Source organism: Pseudomonas sp. ASL4, assembly GCF_056680395.1.
The window spans coordinates 2418651-2436913 of record NZ_CM155280.1 but is presented as its reverse complement, the minus strand read 5'-3'; the positions used below and the strand labels follow the sequence as shown (position 1 = coordinate 2436913).

Annotated in this window: 21 protein-coding genes and 1 pseudogene; 14 read left to right on the top strand and 8 right to left on the bottom strand. The window is 58.6% G+C overall.

Features of this window, described 5'->3' with window-relative positions; genetic code table 11:
* Positions 1–116: 116 nt before the first annotated feature.
* Positions 117–860: a PhzF family phenazine biosynthesis protein gene (locus tag AC1MEW_RS11055; RefSeq protein ID WP_480426246.1), complete on the bottom strand. Its 744-nt coding sequence runs from the start codon at positions 858–860 to the stop codon at positions 117–119.
* 175 nt (positions 861–1035) lie between these two features.
* Positions 1036–1959 (bottom strand): LysR family transcriptional regulator, encoded by a 924-nt coding sequence (locus AC1MEW_RS11050; protein ID WP_480426244.1) that lies wholly within the window; start codon positions 1957–1959, stop codon positions 1036–1038.
* 110 nt (positions 1960–2069) lie between these two features.
* Here AC1MEW_RS11050 and AC1MEW_RS11045 point away from each other — a divergent pair, with 110 nt between their 5' ends.
* The 4 genes and pseudogenes from AC1MEW_RS11045 to AC1MEW_RS11030 all read left to right on the top strand — a co-directional run.
* Complete coding sequence (locus AC1MEW_RS11045) at positions 2070–3155, top strand: TauD/TfdA family dioxygenase (RefSeq protein ID WP_322269389.1); 1086 nt, start codon at positions 2070–2072, stop codon at positions 3153–3155.
* Between the two features lie 5 nt (positions 3156–3160).
* A complete protein-coding gene (locus tag AC1MEW_RS11040; protein WP_201193904.1) occupies positions 3161–3925 on the top strand; it encodes a sulfite exporter TauE/SafE family protein in 765 nt (254 codons plus the stop codon).
* 9 nt (positions 3926–3934) lie between these two features.
* A complete protein-coding gene (locus AC1MEW_RS11035) occupies positions 3935–4414 on the top strand; it encodes a YbaK/prolyl-tRNA synthetase associated domain-containing protein (protein ID WP_323570223.1) in 480 nt (159 codons plus the stop codon).
* A 163-nt stretch (positions 4415–4577) separates the two neighbouring features.
* A pseudogene (locus AC1MEW_RS11030) lies at positions 4578–4811 on the top strand (hypothetical protein); the annotation flags it as partial.
* Between the two features lie 56 nt (positions 4812–4867).
* On the opposite strand, the gene AC1MEW_RS11025 reads toward AC1MEW_RS11030, so the two are convergent.
* The 3 genes from AC1MEW_RS11025 to AC1MEW_RS11015 all read right to left on the bottom strand — a co-directional run bounded on the left by AC1MEW_RS11025 (position 4868) and on the right by AC1MEW_RS11015 (position 8191).
* The gene (locus AC1MEW_RS11025; protein WP_322269390.1) at positions 4868–6064 is read right to left on the bottom strand and encodes a hypothetical protein; all 1197 of its coding nucleotides are present in this window, start codon (positions 6062–6064) and stop codon (positions 4868–4870) included.
* A 44-nt stretch (positions 6065–6108) separates the two neighbouring features.
* A complete protein-coding gene (locus tag AC1MEW_RS11020) occupies positions 6109–7269 on the bottom strand; it encodes a hypothetical protein (protein ID WP_480426240.1) in 1161 nt (386 codons plus the stop codon).
* Between the two features lie 112 nt (positions 7270–7381).
* Positions 7382–8191, bottom strand: coding sequence for a sulfite exporter TauE/SafE family protein (locus AC1MEW_RS11015; protein WP_480426238.1), 810 nt, complete (start codon positions 8189–8191; stop codon positions 7382–7384).
* Between the two features lie 113 nt (positions 8192–8304).
* On the opposite strand from AC1MEW_RS11015, the gene AC1MEW_RS11010 reads away from it, so the two are divergent.
* The 3 genes from AC1MEW_RS11010 to AC1MEW_RS11000 all read left to right on the top strand — a co-directional run bounded on the left by AC1MEW_RS11010 (position 8305) and on the right by AC1MEW_RS11000 (position 9755).
* On the top strand, positions 8305–9072 hold the full coding sequence (locus AC1MEW_RS11010; RefSeq protein ID WP_322269394.1) for an AraC family transcriptional regulator: 768 nt from the start codon (positions 8305–8307) through the stop codon (positions 9070–9072).
* A gap of 93 nt (positions 9073–9165) precedes the next feature.
* On the top strand, positions 9166–9483 hold the full coding sequence (locus AC1MEW_RS11005; RefSeq protein ID WP_480426235.1) for a helix-turn-helix domain-containing protein: 318 nt from the start codon (positions 9166–9168) through the stop codon (positions 9481–9483).
* 11 nt (positions 9484–9494) lie between these two features.
* Positions 9495–9755, top strand: coding sequence for a helix-turn-helix domain-containing protein (locus AC1MEW_RS11000; protein WP_322269397.1), 261 nt, complete (start codon positions 9495–9497; stop codon positions 9753–9755).
* A gap of 53 nt (positions 9756–9808) precedes the next feature.
* Here AC1MEW_RS11000 and AC1MEW_RS10995 read toward each other — a convergent pair whose 3' ends face one another.
* Complete coding sequence (locus AC1MEW_RS10995; RefSeq protein WP_480426233.1) at positions 9809–10867, bottom strand: MBL fold metallo-hydrolase; 1059 nt, start codon at positions 10865–10867, stop codon at positions 9809–9811.
* Positions 10868–11083: 216 nt separating this feature from the next.
* Here AC1MEW_RS10995 and AC1MEW_RS10990 point away from each other — a divergent pair, with 216 nt between their 5' ends.
* The 3 genes from AC1MEW_RS10990 to AC1MEW_RS10980 all read left to right on the top strand — a co-directional run bounded on the left by AC1MEW_RS10990 (position 11084) and on the right by AC1MEW_RS10980 (position 13703).
* A complete protein-coding gene (locus AC1MEW_RS10990) occupies positions 11084–11692 on the top strand; it encodes a TetR/AcrR family transcriptional regulator (protein ID WP_480426231.1) in 609 nt (202 codons plus the stop codon).
* Positions 11693–11850: 158 nt separating this feature from the next.
* Positions 11851–12927, top strand: coding sequence for a diguanylate cyclase (locus AC1MEW_RS10985; protein ID WP_480427214.1), 1077 nt, complete (start codon positions 11851–11853; stop codon positions 12925–12927).
* Positions 12928–13160: 233 nt separating this feature from the next.
* Positions 13161–13703: a DUF1003 domain-containing protein gene (locus AC1MEW_RS10980; protein WP_322269401.1), complete on the top strand. Its 543-nt coding sequence runs from the start codon at positions 13161–13163 to the stop codon at positions 13701–13703.
* Positions 13704–13710: 7 nt separating this feature from the next.
* On the opposite strand, the gene AC1MEW_RS10975 is transcribed toward AC1MEW_RS10980, so the two are convergent.
* Positions 13711–14652 carry a LysR family transcriptional regulator gene (locus AC1MEW_RS10975; RefSeq protein WP_322269402.1) on the bottom strand — a complete coding sequence of 314 codons (942 nt, stop codon included), beginning with the start codon at positions 14650–14652 and terminating at the stop codon, positions 13711–13713.
* A 206-nt stretch (positions 14653–14858) separates the two neighbouring features.
* Here AC1MEW_RS10975 and AC1MEW_RS10970 point away from each other — a divergent pair, with 206 nt between their 5' ends.
* The gene (locus AC1MEW_RS10970) at positions 14859–15578 is read left to right on the top strand and encodes a CTP synthase C-terminal region-related (seleno)protein (protein WP_480426228.1); all 720 of its coding nucleotides are present in this window, start codon (positions 14859–14861) and stop codon (positions 15576–15578) included.
* The gene (locus tag AC1MEW_RS10965) at positions 15575–15898 is read left to right on the top strand and encodes an antibiotic biosynthesis monooxygenase family protein (RefSeq protein ID WP_201205999.1); all 324 of its coding nucleotides are present in this window, start codon (positions 15575–15577) and stop codon (positions 15896–15898) included. Before AC1MEW_RS10970 ends, AC1MEW_RS10965 begins: the two co-directional genes overlap by 4 nt.
* Before the next feature lie 52 nt (positions 15899–15950).
* On the opposite strand, the gene AC1MEW_RS10960 is transcribed toward AC1MEW_RS10965, so the two are convergent.
* Positions 15951–16277: a DUF2025 family protein gene (locus tag AC1MEW_RS10960; protein ID WP_201206001.1), complete on the bottom strand. Its 327-nt coding sequence runs from the start codon at positions 16275–16277 to the stop codon at positions 15951–15953.
* Between the two features lie 236 nt (positions 16278–16513).
* Between AC1MEW_RS10960 and AC1MEW_RS10955 the strand changes: the two genes are divergently transcribed.
* Positions 16514–17641 (top strand): glycerophosphodiester phosphodiesterase, encoded by a 1128-nt coding sequence (locus tag AC1MEW_RS10955; protein WP_201257433.1) that lies wholly within the window; start codon positions 16514–16516, stop codon positions 17639–17641.
* A 217-nt stretch (positions 17642–17858) separates the two neighbouring features.
* The gene (locus tag AC1MEW_RS10950) at positions 17859–18173 is read left to right on the top strand and encodes a PepSY domain-containing protein (protein ID WP_201257434.1); all 315 of its coding nucleotides are present in this window, start codon (positions 17859–17861) and stop codon (positions 18171–18173) included.
* Positions 18174–18263 lie beyond the last annotated feature (90 nt).

Here is an 18263-nt window from a genome sequence, read left to right as displayed (position 1 = left end):
TCCGGCACGGTGAGCAGGCTTATACTCGAGACGTTCCTCTACATCCGTCCACCATGTCCCGCCGCGACCCGAGTATGCAGACCGGCGTTTGTTCACCACGCAGGCGAACGCTGTTGTCATGCTTCGAAAACCAGGCCCCCAACACTGATCAATCCATCACAATCAGACGCGCTGATTTGACACCGATTGCCCAGCATGACGCCTTGGGACAGGATGATGTTTCTTGCCAGAAATAAACTGAGCGCGCCAGCCGCCACCCCCGTTGCAGCATCCTCCAGGTTCTCATCCAGATGATTGAAATTTCGTCCCTCGTACTTATTCAGTTCGTGGTGCGCGTAGGCATAAACGCCGCTCACGGCTGACACCTTCCCCCATTCAACAATCCCATTCAGTGGGGGGCGCAACGCGTACAACGCCTCTGGACTGACCATTTCAACCAATAACTTCGGACTACCAATTGACGCTATTGCAGCGGGGGGCTTGATCGCCGATTCAGTACAGCCGAGCAGTTTTGCAACGGCCCCCATAGAGGGTACAGGCATTTTCACTTGATCAGGTTCGACGCTGATGTGCAGCTCATTTCCTGAGTGCGTAAAGGTCAATAACTGTTTATTCATGGATGTCAGCACCGACCCGGAATATTCAGCGACATTATGGGTGTGCAAGTAATACGCGGCCGCCAGTGATGCGTGCAGACAGAGCGGACTTCTGGCATGCGGATAATAAAAATCGAGAACGCACGACCCGACACCATCCTCCATTATGTTGATAAACACGCAAGCCTTAGCCTTCTGCGCGGCTGCAAAACTTTGACGCTCAGCTATCGACCGTCCGGAGGAAACCCCTTCAAAAATGACCAAAGCTTCATTTCCGCTATTCGGGTCTGCTCCAAAACATCTAAATCGCTTCGAGTGCATTTGGTAGATTCACAAGTGGTTTGGTCATGCGTATTCAGTGTAAGGGGTGCGCCCAATACGCGGACACCATCGCCCTTAATGCTGGAGCTCTGAAGGTGAGTTGGCCGCACGCTTGCGTTTAAGGTCCATGCTTGCGCTCAAGACTGGCACCAAACCCGCGAATCACCTCCAGCAGTGCCTTCACCCGCAGTGGCAGGTTCCCGGCCGGGTACACCGCGTGCATCTGCGGGCTGTCACCGTTGCTGGAGGTGAGCCGGTACTCGGGGCAGACCCGGCGCAGGCGCCCCGCTTGCACTTCGGGCTCCGCCAGCCAGTCCGCCAGGCGGGCGATTCCGATGCCCGCCAGGGCGGCCTGCAACACCGCCACGCCCGAGCTGAAACGAAACCGTGGATGGACCCGAACGCTGATGGCCTGCTGCTCACTGCGGAAATTCCATTCCTTGAGGATGCGCGGCGCCGTGTGCAGGATCAGCGCGTGGGTCTCCAGCGCTTCAATGGCCTCAGGCGTCCCGCGCCGCTGCAGGTAGCCGGGGCTGGCGTACAGATGACGCGAGTAACTCCAGAGTGGATAGCCGATCAGGTCACTGGATTGCGCAAACGCGCCGCGAATCGAGAAGTCCAGCTTGCTCTTGACCGGGTCGAGGGTCCCATCGGTGAAGATCACGTCGACGTTCACATCCGGATAATCCTCGGCGTACTGCGCGATCAATTGCGGCAAAACGCCGTGGCCGAGGGACTCGGGGGCGGAAAAACGCACCCAGCCGCTCGCCATGCCGCTCAGACCGGCCAGGTCTTCATCCGCCTCACGTTGCAATTCCAGCATTTTGCAGGCGTGGGGCAGCAAGCGTTCACCCGCCTCAGTCAAGCTTACGACGCTGGAGGAGCGATTAAACAACTTGACCCCGGCACTGTCCTCCAGGCCTTGAACGGCGCGGGTCAACGCACTGGGGGAGCGGCCCAGCGTGCGTGCCGCCGCGACAAAGCTGCGCTTGCGCGCGACGGTCGCGAAGGCTTCAAGCGTCCATAACTGATCCAGAGCCATTGATCACCTCATTGCATTTATCGCAACGTGGCATTGCAACACAAAAAAGGCCCTTCCGTTAACCTTCGCGCTCAACTTACAGGGATGTAGGCAAACAGGAGCAAATGGACATGGCAAAGATGGAAAAAATGGTCGGGACATCAACGACCTCTGGGGGTGAACACATTCGTGACTGGCAGCGCAGTCACTCAGCGAGCTCAACCCGACAGGCGATACCGACAATTCATGTTTCGTTCGAAGAACGGCACGCGTTACACGCCGGCCTGGCCTCCCTGGACGTGACCGACAGTCTCTCGGGTATCCGTCACATGCCGGCTTTGGGGCAGCTGCTTGAGAGCGTCCTGTGCGGTGAAAAAATCGATCGCTTGCGCAACTTCCCCAAGGCTCCCGAGGCGGCAATGATCGTCAGGGGGTTGCCCCTGGACTCGCACCTGCCCGCCACCCCCTACGACATGGCGCCGGGTATCGAGCAACTGCGGGTAGTGGCCGGCGCGATCCTGGCGGTGCTGCAGACCCTGCAAACCCATCCGGTGGCCTACGAGGGTGAAAACGACGACACGGTGTTCCGCCACGTGTCGCCCAAGCGCCAGCGTGAAACCGAAGAGAGCTCCTATGGATCGCGCATGGACCTGTGCATGCACGTCGACAACCCGCACCTGCCCTTGACCTGCGAACCGGTCTCAGCGTTGTCGGCCTGTCCGGAGTACCTGTGCCTGACCGGCCTGCGCTGCGAGCTGGATGTGCCGACCCGCATCGTTGCCATTAGCGAGGTGCTGGCCATGTTGCCCGACTGGGTTGAAACAGCCTTGTCACAACCGCAGTTCGCCATTCGCCGACCGGTGTCCTTCGGCAAGCCGGGCAATGTGCTGGAACACGTCCCCCTGCTGTACAAAAGCGCAACCGGCGAGCTGTTTTGCCGTTACAACAAAGCCAGTGTCACCGCCACCTGCGCCATCGCGAAGTTGGCCCTGCAGCTGTTTGAAGCCGCCGCCAATCACCCCGACGTCGTACGCTCCGTCCTGCTGCAACCAGGGGACATGCTGATCTTCAAGAACCAGCAAACCCTGCATGCCAGGGAAGGTTTTACCCCGCGCTACGACGGGCGCGACCGCTGGCTGCTGCGGGTTTTCGGGGTCAATGACCCGGCCCGCGTGCTGGCGATGAACCCCCAACAACCCTTCATCGCCAGAGCCTGATATTAATGGTCGATATTGTCCTTCTTTGTGTGTTCGCCTTCGCCGCCGGCCTGATCGATGCGGCGGTGGGCGGCGGCGGCCTGATCCAGATACCCGCATTGTTCAACGTGCTGCCCGCCGCACCACCGGCGGCGCTGCTGGGGACCAACAAAGTCGCGGCCGCGTTCGGCACCGCGTTCGCAGCTCGGTCCTTCGTGCGCAAGGTGGTGATCGACTGGGGCTTGGTGATTCCAGCCGCCTGCGCCGCCTTTGTCATGGCCTTCTTCGGCGCGGCCACGGTATCGTTCGTGCCCCAGTCAGTGATGCGCCCGGCGGTGCTGGTATTGATCGTGCTGATGGCGATATACACCTTCTGCAAAAAGGACTTCGGCGCCCTGCACGCCCCCACTTTCATCGGTATCCGGCAGAAGTGGCTGGCGGTCGTCATCGGCGGCGCCATCGGTTTCTACGACGGGCTGTTCGGCCCTGGCACCGGTACCTTCCTGATCTTCCTGTTTATCCGCTGCTTCGCCTTCGACTTCCTGCACGCCTCGGCGTCAGCCAAGCTGGTGAACATCGCGACCAATGTGGCGGCGCTGATATTCTTCATCCCGACAGGTAACGTGCTGTACCTGATCGCCCTCCCCATGGCGGTCTTCAACATCCTGGGCGCGCTGACCGGCACCTGGCTGGCGGTGCGTAAAGGCGTGCCCTTTGTCCGGGCGCTGTTTCTGGTATTGCTGGTGATCCTGATCAGCAAACTGTCCTACGACCTGTTACTGAAAACCTGAGGAAAGCCCATGCAGCCCATGTTTGATCGCCTGGTCGCGCTACTCGATGCCCACGCCGCCTCCTATCGGGTGTTGATGCACGATGCCGAGGGCCAGTCGGCGCGGGTCGCCGAACTCCGTGGCACCGAACCCGGCCAAGGCGCAAAAGCCATGCTCTGCGCGTTAAAGGGTCAGGCCGAACCCTATGCCTTGGTGATACTGCCAGGGGACCAGAGGCTCGACATGAAGAAAGTCGGAGCGGCCCTGGGAGGAAAAAAAGCCGAGCTGGTGAACGCGCAAACGGCCATGCAACTGACCGGCTGCAGGATCGGCGCCATCCCTCCGTTTACCTTCGATGAGCGGATTCAATTGATCGTCGACCCGTCCCTGACCACGGGCTACGGCGAAATCGCCTTCAACGCCGGTCGGCTGGATGCATCAATGGTGCTCGATACGCAGGATTACCTGTCGATTGCCAAGCCACGGTTGCTGGATATCCGCCAGGGTTGAGCAGCGATGGGCAGGACTGGATTGCGCTGATGGGTGCCGGTGCGAGCTGGCTCCGGGCGGCGTTGCGACGAAAACCTGAGAACGCCACGAGGTGTCAGGTTTTATGCATTATCGTTGGCAACCATCGCGAGCAAGCTCGCGCTTGCAAGGACCCGAACCCACCATAAAATTCGACCTCGCCTACTGCCTCAGCCTCGACGACAAGCTGTCGATCTATGACGTGCGGGAATTGAATTTCGACGAGACGATGGAGTTCGATTCCGCCAAAGAACACTTCCAATGCCCCAACGATGCCTGTCGTTTGGCCTTCGATGCAGCGAATGTGCTGACAACGTTCAACGCCAAGAATGTGAATTACGTTCGCACCCCGAACAGACGTTCGGGGTGTTCAGTGCGAGTATCGAGAACCTGGATCACTTTATTGTTCGGGAAGCGCCGGGGTTGGAGTAGCTATTAACTCTTGGGTAGTTCCAGTTTCACTGCGCCTGGGTGCTGTTTGATCAGTGAGTACGGCAGCACTGGCCAATCCGGCGCGTCGCACGAACGTTGCACTCGGGCAAAGTACGCGCCGAGGTAAAGTCCTTTCGGGGTGAAGCGCCAGGACGAGTAACCCCAGACGCTTTCGTCGGTAAAGTCGCAGCCGTCTTCGTCGCCCTCAGCCGGTTTTTTCATGTCGTCGGGGTACAGCGCGGTAAGTTGTTTGATCAGCCACGGCACGAACACTTCGCGTTGGTAGCGCGAGCGTGCTTCGTCTTCTTCCTTGGTCAGAGGCGTATCGCCGGCGTTGTCACGGTCGGCGTGCAGCAGTGGTTTGCCCTCGCCCACCCACAGCACGTCTTCCAGGGACAAGGTGTGCCCGGTGTGCACGTCGAGGTTGATCGGCGAGTCGCCAAAGTCCGGGTGGGCGCCGCCGCAGTAATAGCTGGTGGAGATGTTCAGGCTGACCACGTCGGGTGACAGCAGCGCCGGTTCGACATGCTGGTCAAACTCAACGTTCTCCCCGCCCTGCAACTGGCAGCCGTGATAGCTGATGACCTCTCGCCACAGGCGCCCCAACAACTGCTGGTTTACTCGAGCCTGATCAGCCTTCGGGTAACCTGACTCGACGCTGAACATCGAAATTTTCGACTCGGGCTCGGTCCACCATTGCAAGTTGTAGCCCATCAGCGATTCTTTTTTGCCGGGCTTGAGCTTCAGCCCTTGCACACGCAAATACTCGTACGGATCGCTTTTCGGCAGCGCGGCGATGAAGGGCAAGGCGTCCGCCGCTGGCGCTGTAAGTTTGGCCTCGGTCAACTGCACCGGGAGGGTTTTGCCCTTGGGGCTTGTCCATTCACCCTGCCAGCCGCTGGCGGTTTGTTTCAGCGTCAGGGTTGGCAGAGGCTTGTCATCGCCGTAGCGGTTATTGCCCTCGTTGAGCGTCAGGGTCTGGTCTTGCAACGCCCCACTCAGCGCCAGATCGCGATGGAATTTCTCATAGAAGTAGCGGCCGGTCACTTCGCTCGCATCGCGGGTGTTCAGCTCCACGACAATCGGCATCTTGCCCAAGGTGCCGGTGAAAACCTGCCCACCGAATTCGGCATGGGCGGTTGAGGCCAGCGTAAGAAACAAAGCGGCGCAGAGTACGAGGCGCAACAGACCTTTAAACATCAAATCATCCTTGGATATGAGAGCGGGAAATGGCGGCGCGCAGTTTAAGGTAATTGCAGCGCTACGCCGCCGGGGTGTTGTTTGATGAGGTTGTAGGGCAAAACATTCCACTCCACATATGCACACGGCGCTTCCGCATGAGAGAAGTAGGGCCCTAGCTTGATTCCCTTCTCAGTGAAATACCAAGTCGGGAACGGCCAACGGTCTTCTTCGCCGTAAGCACAGTTCTCGTCACTGCCAGGTATCTGATCGGGATGAAGCTTATGCAACTGTCCAACTAGCCAAGGTGCAAATTCTTTGGTGCGGTACTCGGAATAAACTTCGCGCGCATCCGGGGACTGTTCGTCATTCAGCTCTTCGTAGTGCAGCGGTTTACCCTGCCCGACCCAGAGGACGTCATCTAACGTCAGGAACTTACCGGTTTTGGCATCCAGGTTGATGGGAGACTCGCTGTAATCCGGGTGCGGGCCGCCACAGCGGGCTTCGGTTTCGACGTTCGCGCTGATTAGCGATGGGGTAATCAGCAACGGTGTGATCGTTTGGATAGAGGAGGTATCGCTACCGCCAGCGAGGCATCCGTAATACGCCACCACTTCCCGCCACATACGTTCCATCAACCGCTGATTAATGCGATCCCGCGCTTCAGGGGTGTAGCCCGAAATAACTTCAAACATCGTCAACTTTGTTTGCGGTTCGCTCCACCACTGCAACGAATAACCATTGAAGGTCTCTGTCTTGCCTTGTTTGAGTTTCAGACCTTGAAGTCGCAGATATTCGTAGGGCTCAGTGTCATGGAGCTTGGCGAGGTAGGGAAGAGTATCGGCCGGGATGGCTGGCGGTTTGGCTTCAACCAGTTCTATCTTCAGCGTTTTGCCTTGCCCGTTGCTCCAATCTCCGAATAAACGATGGGGCTCGATATTTAGATGAATTTTAGGCCCAGGCGCTGTTTCGTCGTAAAGCTCACCTTCATCTAGCACCAGCGTCTCTCCATCCTTGATACCGCTGAGGACCAAGTCTTTGCGGTATTTCTGATAGAAGTAGCGGCCGCTTATGTGTTCAGCAGAAGACGTTTCCAATTCCATAAGGATTGGCATCTTGCCCAGCGTGCCGGTGAAGAGGCGTCGCCCGTCTTCGGCGTGCGCGATGGAACACAGCATGACTAACAGCGAGGCAATTGGCGCCAGGCGTAACAATCCTTTGAGCATCGATCAATCCCTGAATAAGTCGGAGCAGCACCGCATTGAACATCCGCGGCGCACTTAAAGCGACGCGGATTATGGCGGGGTTGTGCAGGAGAATCGAGCCTCATTACATGCTTTAGCTCAGCATCATGCTGACCATCACAAATACCAGCAAACCGACATAAACCCACGCATGAACGCGATCCGGTATCCGCCCAATCCAGGGCGTTGCCAGGCGAATACCAACGATCGATCCAATCGCCAATATCACAAACGCCAGCACATCCACATACCCAATAAACCACGGCCCCAGATCAAACTCGGTGAAGTGCGCCATCGCCATGTAGGTCAGCGTTCCAGCCAGCGCCACCGGCAAACTCAACGGATTGGCCATGGACGTAGCTTGCGACATGCTCAGCCCACAGCGCCTCAGTAACGGCACCGTCATGACACTTCCACCAACTCCGAGAAAGGTTGCAACTGCGCCGATTCCTACACCAGACACCCGCGCTTTCCCCAGTCGCCGTGGGATGGCGCTATCGGCCTGCGTGAGAAAACCACGCCTGAACAAGCAGTCCAGAATCGTGATGCCGAGATAGACGATGAACGCATACCGAATCACCTCGCCATCAGCCCACATGGCGGCAACAGCACCGATGATTGCACCCAGCCCGATGTACCCGCCCAACGGCCACAGATAATGGCGAATGAGGTTACCGGCTCGGTGATGTTTGGCCGTGGCGACTAGGGCGTTAACGATCATCACGCAGGTCGAAGTGGCCACGGCGATGTGCATCGCCGATTGGCCGATGGGGTCGTCGGCGCCGTGGCTGGCCATGAGCATGCGATACAACAACGGCACCACGACGAAGCCGCCGCCGAAGCCGAATAGCACAGCGGTGACGCCGGTCATGCAGCCGAAGAGTGTCAGTAAGAGATAGAACATCACGCGTCGTCCGTTAGCAGAGAGTTGTCAACGATAGGGCGATGCGGCTTGGCCTGCTTCAGCAAGTCAGCCAATAATGTTCGTGTTTACGCCAACCACTGAGTGCTGCTCCGATGCGCAATGTTTCGATCAATCTGCTGGATGACACGCCACGGCCGGTGGTGGCGATCGGGACGGATTATTCCCACGGTCATGTGTTGCCCCGCCATACACACCGCCGAGCACAACTCCTATACGGCGCCACCGGGGTGATGCAGGTCAGCACCCACGACGGCAATTGGGTGGTGCCGCCGCAGCGGGCGGTGTGGATTCCGGCCGGGGTGGCCCATGAAGTGTTGATGCTGGGGGTGAGTACGCGGAGTGTGTATATCGAACCGAGGGCGGTCGATCTGGGGAGTCGGTGCCAGGTGATCAGCGTCTCGCCGTTGATGCGGCACTTGTTGATGGAGGCGGTGGAGGTTCCGCTGGCGTATGACGAGGCCGGGCGCGATGGTGTGCTGATCGACTTATTGCTGCATGAACTGGCCCGCAGCGCTCATCTGCCGTTGCACATTCCGCTGCCCGTCGAAAGACGATTGCTCGGGTTGTGTCAGACGTTTCTCCAGCAGCCGAACATCCATCAATCGCCGCAGCAATGGGCCGATCAGTTGCACATCAGCCTGCGCACCTTCAATCGATTGTTCCGCCAACAGACCGGCCTGAGCTTCAGCCAATGGCGGCAACAAGCCTGCGTGGTGCTGGCCCTGGCGCGGCTGGCGGTGGGGACGCCGGTGACGCGGATTGCCGTGGATTTCGGCTATGACAGCCCGGCGGCGTTCTCGACGATGTTTCGTCGGGTGCTGGGGCAGGCACCGTCCGTCTGGATGGAGACGGCGAAATAGCAAAAATCAAAAAATGCGTTTGATCCGGGATCAAAACAACTGTACAAAAACACAGTATATTTTGAATCAGCACTCTCGAGCCCGGAGAACACCATGGCCTCTCTTGCGATGAAAATCACCCTGGAACGTATCGCCCTCTTCCAATTCACCCCGGCCCACAGCGCCCAGGCCCGAGCGATGCTGGGTTGGAGTGTGGAAGAACTGTCCCGCGAATCCGGGGTTTCCGTGGAGGCCATTGAGCGTTTCGAGGCCGAGCACGATGTGCTGGATGTCACTCGGTTGGCGCTGGCTTATCGGTTTGAATCGGAAGGGTTGGTGTTCTTCCCGGGATTTGCGCCGGGCAGAGGGATGAATGTGAAAGGCTCTACGCCGAACCCGGTGGCGCGGGCGGATTATGCGATGGTTGAGTAAGGAGCCTGCGAATGAATGAAATCGATGGAAGCAACAGCAGCGTTTATGAAGCGCTCGGTTATCCCGATGCTGACGAGATGCGTGCCAAGGCTGAATACGTCATGAAGATAGGCATGCTTCTCGAAACCGGGCATCTGAGTCAGGCCGAGGTTGCGCAAAAGCTCAGGCTGTCTCAGGAGGAACTGAGTGAAATGCTCCGCGGACAATTTCGCGATTTGACCGTCGCAAAGATCTCGGAATACCTGAACCGACTAAACGATGACAGCAGGTAGTTTAGTGGTGAGGCCAGGGCCGCTTTCATGGCAAGCGGCCCGGCGCCACACCATCAAGCGTTTTGCACCTTCACCTGATCCCCAACGTTTTCCAACCCCAGCCACCAGGGGTTGCCACGCTGCGGATACATCACGTTGAACGCCTCGCCCATCTGCGGCGTACTGATCGACACATTTCGCTCCCAGGCCAATGCCAGGATGCGATCAAAGGGTTCGTACCAGGCGTGCATCGAGAGGTCGAAGGTGCCGTTGTGAATCGGCAGCAGCCAGCGTCCTTTGAGGTCAATGTGGGCTTGCAGGGTTTGCTCGGGCTGCATGTGAACGTGCGGCCATTCAACGTTGTAGGCGCCGGTTTCCATCAGGGTCAGGTCGAACGGGCCGTACTGTTCGCCGATGTGTTTAAAGCCGTCGAAGTAACCAGTGTCACCGCTAAAGAAGATTCGTGTGTGGCCTTCGATCATCACCCACGAGGCCCACAGTGTGCTGTTGCCGTCGAACAGGCCGCGACCGGAAAAGTGCTGCGACGGTGTGGCGATAAATTGAATGCCGTCGACTTCAGTACCCTGCCACCAGTCCAGTTGACGGATTTTGCTGGCGTCGATGCCCCACTTGATCAGGGTGTCGCCGACGCCCAGCGGGGTCAGGAAGTACTTGGTCTTGTCCGCCAGTTTGAGCACGGCCTGGTAGTCGAGGTGGTCGTAGTGATCGTGGGACAGGATCACCGCTTCAATCGGTGGCAATTCTTCCAGGCTGATGGGCGGTTGGTGGAAACGCTTGGGGCCGGCCCATTGCACCGGTGACGCACGCTCGGCGAAGACCGGGTCAGTGATCCAGAATTTGTCCCGCAGTTTGAGCAGTACGGTGGAGTGGCCGAGGCGATAAACACTGTGATTGGGTGCGGCAATCAGTGCCGCCCGAGTCAGCGCTTGCACCGGGACGGCAGCGCTCGGGCGGGTGTTGCGTGGTTTGTGGAAGATCATGTTCCATATGATGCGCAGGGTTTTGCGAAAGCCTTCGCGCTCTACAGGGACGTGGTTTCGGAAGTGCCCTTCTACCTGATGGGATGCTTCAGGCGTAGAGGCGTTATCCTCAGGGGAAATTGAAATGGCCATGACTGAATGACTCCAGAAAAACCGCGCAATTCACAGTTTTCCGCTTTGGGACGATAAATGGCCAAGGCACGCACGCATCAGCCGAAGATTCTATTTTTCACTGTGCAGGATGAACAAAACATTACACTGCACAGTGTAGTTTCTAGGTTGCATGAAAGTGGATCACAAGTAAACTGCCGAGTGTAATTCCCCACTTCTTCTTGCCGAAGCGTATTTATGACAGCTCCACAGCGCCTGACCGACCGAAAACGCGAAGCCATCATCCTGGCGGCGATTACCGAATTCCGTGCCAACGGTTTTGAAATCACCAGCATGGACAAGATTGCTGCCACCGCCGGCGTGTCGAAGCGCACGGTGTACAACCACTTCCCGAGCAAGGAAGAGTTGTTCGCCGAAATCCTCAGTCAATTATGGGCGCGGGTGACGGCCGAACAGGAAGCGTCCTACCACCCTGATCTGTCGCTGCGCGACCAACTTCGGCAGATCTTGTTGGCGAAAGTGCAGATGATGGGCGACAACAACTTTCTCGACCTGGCACGAGTCGCCATCGCGGCCACCATCCACTCCCCCGAGCGCGCCCAGAACATGATCACTCGCATGGGTGAACGCGAAGAAGGCCTGACCCTGTGGATTCGCGCTGCCCAGGCCGATGGCCGACTGAAGCCGGTCGCACCGGAGTTTGCCGCGCAACAGGTCCAGGGGCTGCTCAAGTCCTTTGCATTCTGGCCGCAGATTTCCATGGGCCAGACAGGCCTTTCGCCCGATGTACAAACCACAGTGGTCGAGTCGGCCATGGACATGTTCCTGGCCTGCTATCAGCTCTAGATCACGCCTGTGCCACGCCTGCGCCCTGGTTAAATGGCTTCCAGGGACACTGATTATTCCTGTTGGAATAAATGACAATGTCCGCCGCTTTACCGATGAACGGTAGCTCTGAATAACACCAGACAATGTGTTACAGAATGAATCTGGCGCAGAGAACTATGGAAAACCATCGCGGCAAGGGCTTGTCATTTGCCAGACGTATTTACATGCCGCGGATCATCGGCCTGGGCATCGGCAGTATCAGTGTGGGTGCAGCGCTTTATCCGTTGAACCTGCCAGGTTGGGTCTGGGCATTTTTGTTGTTCAACGGGACACTCTGGCCCCACCTCGCCTATCAACTGTCGACCCGCGCGGCTTTTCCCTATCGGGCCGAGCGCCGCAACCTGCTGTACGACTCGCTGTTCGGCGGGTTCTGGACAGCCACGTTCCAATTCAATCCGCTCATCGCTGTCACCATCCTTTCGATGATGACGATGAACAACGTCGCGGCGGGCGGCCTGAAACTGTTTCTGCTCGGTGCTCTGGCCCAGGTGACTGGCGTGATGATTTCGTGGCTGTTGTTCGGCGTGGCGTTTACCCCGTCGGCCACGCAACTCCAGGTGTGGGCCTGCTTGCCGATGCTCACCCTCTATCCGCTGGCAGTGGGCATGGTCTGCTATCGACTGGCGATCAAACTCTCCGAACACAAACGCGCCCTGAGCGCCCTGAGCCGCACCGACAGTTTGACCGGCCTGCTCAACCATGGCGCCTGGAAGGACCTGCTGCACATCAAGTTCCAGCAATGTCGCCAGAACCAGGTGGCGTCGGTGATGGCCCTGATCGACATCGACCACTTCAAAGCGATCAACGACACCTACGGGCACATCATCGGTGATTCGGTGCTGCGTCAATTGAGTATTGAGCTCAGGCGTAACCTGCGTGAAGGGGATCTGGCGGGACGTTATGGTGGCGACGAGTTTTGCGTGATCCTGCCCGCCATGTCGTTGCAGCAAGCCTGGGAAGTCATGGAGCGCTTGCGCGAGGTGCTCAATGACTATCGCCACCCGCAAGTTCCCGAACTGCGAATCCAGCTGAGCATTGGCCTGGCCACCTATCAAACGGCGTTCACCGACGCGATTGCGTGGCTCAACGACGCAGACAAAGCCCTCTACATCGCGAAAAATACCGGGCGCAACAAGATCAGTGTCACCTCGCCCCCTCCAAGCGGCGGCTCAACAACACGCCTCTCAGCCTAAAAACTTGTGCAACATGTCAACAAGCGGGGCCGTTTTTAGTTGCTTGGTCAGAGACCTTGTCGCCGCCTTCGCGAGCAAGCTTTGCTCCTACTGGGGATTTGTGTCGTCCATCGATCAAATGTAGGAACAGAGCTTGCTCGCGAAGACGGACTGTCGTTCAACATTGATTCAGCTAATCAACGCCTGCGCAGGACTATAGTGAACCCAAGTCCCGAATCCTTGCCGAGCGAACTATGAATTCAACCAAGTCCGACACCAAACCCACCGCCGCCCCTGTCGACCACCTGCGCTTCCACCGCCCTCACGCTCACCTCGCCCCGACCTTTGGCACTGACACATTCGCCCTGCGCGCCGAGGCGTTTGCGCGGTTCTTCGGCACGCCGACGTTTCTCGGTGCACAAACCCTGATCGTGGCCATCTGGATCGGCGTCAACCTGGCGGGCGTGACTCACTTTGACGTCTACCCGTTTATCCTGCTCAACCTGGCGTTCAGCCTGCAAGCGGCCTACGCCGCGCCGCTGATTCTGCTGGCTCAGACCCGTCAAGCTGCGCGTGATAAAGCCCAGTCCGAGGCCGACGCGCAACACCGCGAAGCCCTGGCGGTTGCTAACAGCGAGCGCCAGGCTCAGGCCGCACAGAACACGACGCAATTGATGGAGTTGCTGGAGCAGAACACCCGCCTCACCGAGTTGACCAAGAGCCTGACCGAGCGCATCGAAAACCTGACCTCGGAAATGCATCAGCATTTTGTCCACAAGGGCGATCCGAAGGCCTGACGCTCACTCAAGGTAGTCGCAGCGCCCGCCCCAATTCGTCAAACAACGTCACTACCGAGCGCAGCGCGCGGCAGTCCGGGCGGGTCAGCAACCACAGCGCCGTGTCGCAACCGGGCAACGGTTCGGTCAACGGCTGCAAGCTGTCACCTATCAGAAAGTCCGGCAACGCCGCGACACCGAGCCCCGCGCGCACCAACTCCGTCACCGACAACATGCTGTTGCATCGATAGCCCGGCACCACGCCGGGCAATTGCTGACGACGCCAGGCAATGGTCGGATGATCGGGCAGGAAGTCGTCCGGGGCGATCCAGGTCAGTGAAGCCAGATCGGTGGGATCAACGGTTTTCAGGTAGGCCGCACTGCCACAGAGCCGATACGACACTTGCGCCAGGCACCGACCGACCAAATGCTCGGGCGGTGTGCGGGTCAGGCGCAGGGCGATGTCGGCATCCCGGCGGCTGAGGTTGGCGAAGTCGTTGGAGGTACTGAGTTCGATGGTCAGCGCCGGGTAGGACGGCATGAACTGCGCCAGCGCCGGCAGCAACAAACCTTGCAGGACTGAATCGGTGCAGGTCAGGCGTACGGTGCCACTGATGACTTCACCGCCCTGCTCGACGCCGATGCGTGCCGCGTCCAGCGCCTGTTCGGCGCGTTCAGCCTGTTCCGCCAGGGTCTGCGCCAAGGTGGTCGGCAGGTAACCGGCGCGGCTTTTTTCGAATAATTGCTGACCCAGCGCGGCCTCCAGTCGGCGCACGGCGCGGAACACCGTCGAGACGTCGACTTTCAATAGCTGTGAAGCCCGGGCCAGAGAGCCGCCGCGTACCAACGCCAGGATCAGCGCCAGGTCTGGGTAGTCGAGCCGATAGTGCGTCGGTGCATTGATCAATTGGGTTAACGCCAATATTGAGTGCGTGAACGCCAATCTATAGTGGGTGCCAGAAACGAACAACCTTGCTCTTTTGCCCTGTTCCTGTGGCTTGCTCTTGTGGCGAGGGAGCTTGCTCCCGCTGGGCTGCGCAGCGGCCCCGGTTTTGGGGTACGTAAAAGCGACGACTGCTTCGCAGCCGAGCGGGAGCAAGCTCCCTCGCCACAGGGGTTGTTCGGCACAGGGATTGTTCGGCACATTCGTAAATCGCTGTTTAAAAGGAAAACCAAATGGATGCTGTTTCTCCTGCGACTGAAATTCGCATCGCCCTGATCGGCGACTACGACCCGCAAGTCACCGCCCATCAAGCCATCCCCGTCGCCCTCGGCATGGCCGCCGAACATTCAGGCCTGGACGTGCACTTCCAATGGCTCGCCACTGACCACATTCACGCCGATACACCACTCGATACGTTCGACGGTTTCTGGTGTGTGCCCGCCAGCCCCTATCGCGATATGAACGGCGCGCTACGGGCAATCCGTTTTGCCCGCGAACAACAGCGACCATTCCTCGGGACCTGCGGCGGCTTTCAACATGCGGTGCTGGAATACGCCCGCAATGTGCTGGGCTGGGCAGATGCCGAGCACGGTGAGACCTCCCCCTACGCCGCACGGGCATTGCTCACGCCGCTGACGTGTTCGCTGGTAGAAGCGGTCGACAGCATCCGTCTGGTTGAAGGCTCGTTGATCGCCAAGGCGTATGAAAAGTCCGAGATTCACGAAGGCTATCGCTGCCGCTACGGTGTGAATCCGGAGTTCGAACAGGCGTTGCTGAACCATCAACTGACAGCCGTCGGTCATGATTCGATAGGGGATTTACGGGCGGTGGAATTACAAGGTCATCCGTTCTTCGTTGCCACCTTGTTCCAGCCGGAACGAGCCGCGCTCAAGGGGACTTTGCCGCCTCTGGTTCGAGCATTGATCGAGGCCTGTGCGAGGCAAAAGCCATGATCGCCAATACCCCGCCACCTCACTACTACGCCGTGATCTTTACCTCCCTGCGCACCGACGGTGATCAGGGTTACGCCGAGGCGGCCGAACGCATGGTCGAACTGGCTCGCGAGCAACAGGGCTTCCTCGGTGTTGAGTCAGCCCGGGGCGAGGACGGGCTGGGAATTACCGTGTCGTACTGGGCCAGTGAGGCGGCGATTCTGGCTTGGAAGCATCACCCGGAGCACAGTGCGATTCGTGAGCGTGGGCGGTCGACCTGGTATGCGGCGTGTCATACACGGGTGTGTCGGGTTGAGCGGGCTTATGAGTTCAAACTTTAATTGATGCAGCGTTTTGAAGGACGCCTTCGCGAGCAAGATCACCACAAAAACATCACCCCTGAACCAAACTCCGCACCGCCGAAATCTCCGGCACTTCCCGCCGATTCATATAAACCCGCAACGGTTCGCTAATGTTGATCCGCTCATCAATATTTTGATCCAGCAACAACTGAATCAACTCACGCTTGAGGGTCATGGCCTGCTCCGGGCCGGGCGCCCAGACGAACTCGCTGGTGGGAATGATGCCGTCGTCCGCCACGTCCATGCCGAAGGAGTCTTCGCTGAAACGCACGATGTATTGACCGGTTTTGCGATTGAGGCCAACGAAGCCTTTGAGCTGGTCGGCGGCCTGGCAGATGAGCTGGGAAGTGATGCGCATGATAAACCTCACAAAAGGTCGCAAAGGGACCGGTGATCGATGGTTTACACGCAGGGCTGGCGAACGGGTTTCCCTCTGCCGGGGAAACTACCGCGGCCAAGAGTACTGCAAAGAACCGCACAAAAGCGCAGAAAAAAACTGTTTTAAACCGGTTTATGTCGGTCTTGCGATAGCGCTCGCGGCGCTCAGTTGTTAAAAGGGACGTCTTTGAAAACCTCTGCGAAAGGATCTCGACCATGCCTGTTACCTTCACCAAAAGCGCCTTGGTGCTGGGCCTGCTGCTCGGCCTCGGCCAGGCACAGGCTGCCAGCCAGCCCAGCCCCTCCGCGCTGGCGACCACTTTAGGCATCCCGCATCCGGCCGTGATTGCCCACCGTGGCGCGTCCTTCGATGCCCCGGAATCCACCGCCGCCTCCTACAAACTGGCCCGCGATTTGGGCGCCGACTACCTGGAAATGGACCTGCAACGCAGCAAGGACGGTGTGCTGTTCGCCCTGCACGACAACAACCTGCAACGCACCACTGACGTTGCCAGCAAATTCCCTGAGCGCAAGGATGCGCCGGCCAACCAGTTCACCCTCGCCGAACTGAAAACCCTCGACGCCGGTAGCTGGTTCAACGCCGCTTACCCGGATCGTGCGCGTCCGGCCTACGTCGGCCTGAAGATTTTGACCCTCGATGAAATCATCGACATCGCCCAGGGCAATCCGCTGCACAAGCCCGGCCTGTACATCGAAACCAAAGAACCAAAGCAATTCCCCGGCATCGAGCATGACCTCAAGGAGAAACTCCAGGATCGCGGCTGGCTGAGCCCGGCGGGTTCGAAACTGGCGAAGAGCGAGCTGTCGGTCGGTCAGGGCAAAGGCAAGGTCGTGCTGCAAACCTTCGAGAAGAGCAGCCTCGAATTGCTGCAAAAAGAAATGCCGAACGTGCCGAAGGTCCTGTTGCTGTGGGTCGGTGAAGGCAGTATCGAGCCGAAATCCAAAGTGACCTTCGTGGAGTCCGGCGACAAGGACAAAGCCACTTACTACGCCAAGCAAGAGCCGAAAAGCAAAGCCGAATTCCAGCAATGGATCGAGTACGCCAAGGCCCAGGGCGCAATCGGCACCGGCCCTTCGGCGGCGCTGACCAAGGGCGGCGATCAGAGCTATTCGGATCTGGTGCAACCCTGGATGAACCAGTACACCCACGATCAGGGCATGCTGGTGCACGTCTACACGGTCGACGATGCCGTGGATTACCAGAAGGTGATGGACGCCGGCGTCGACGGCATCTTCACCAACCGCGCCAGCGAACTGCTGAAGTTCTACAAACGGCCAGCCGCTGGCACCGTGGCGCAATTGCTGCAGAACAACGGCTACTGATCGGCACCTGACGCGACACCGCGTCAACTTCTTCGCGAGCAAACCCGCTCCCACACTGGATCGCAGTCGTTCACAGACTCTGTGTATGCAGGCGATCCAATGTGGGAGCGGGCTTGCTCGCGAATGCTTTTCAGCAGCCGAGGGGTAATTAAGGGTGAATTAAGTTGCGCTGGCTAACCTGAGCCCACTTAAACAGCTCACCCAAGGAAAGAACCTCATGAAAACCCTGACTGCCCTGTTCGCCGCCGCTGCCCTGACCGTTACTGCGGGTCTGGCCCAGGCTGACGTTCGCCCGGACTTGATTCCGGGGCTGCTCAAGGCCGGCACTATCATGGACCTGGAAAAACTCAACCAGGCCGCCCTCGCCCAGCACCCAGGCACTACGGCGGCGAACATCACCGACACCGAGCTTGAGCAGAAGGCTAACGCTTACGTCTATCAGGTAGAAATCCGCGATGCTAAAGGCGTGAAGTGGGACGTGGACCTGGACGCCAAGACCGGCCAGGTGCTGAGCAACAAACAGGACAAGTAATCACCGCAATCCCTGTAGGAGCGAAGCTTGCTCGCGAAGACGGCAGCACATTCAACATTGATGTGACAGACACACCGCTTTCGCGAGCAA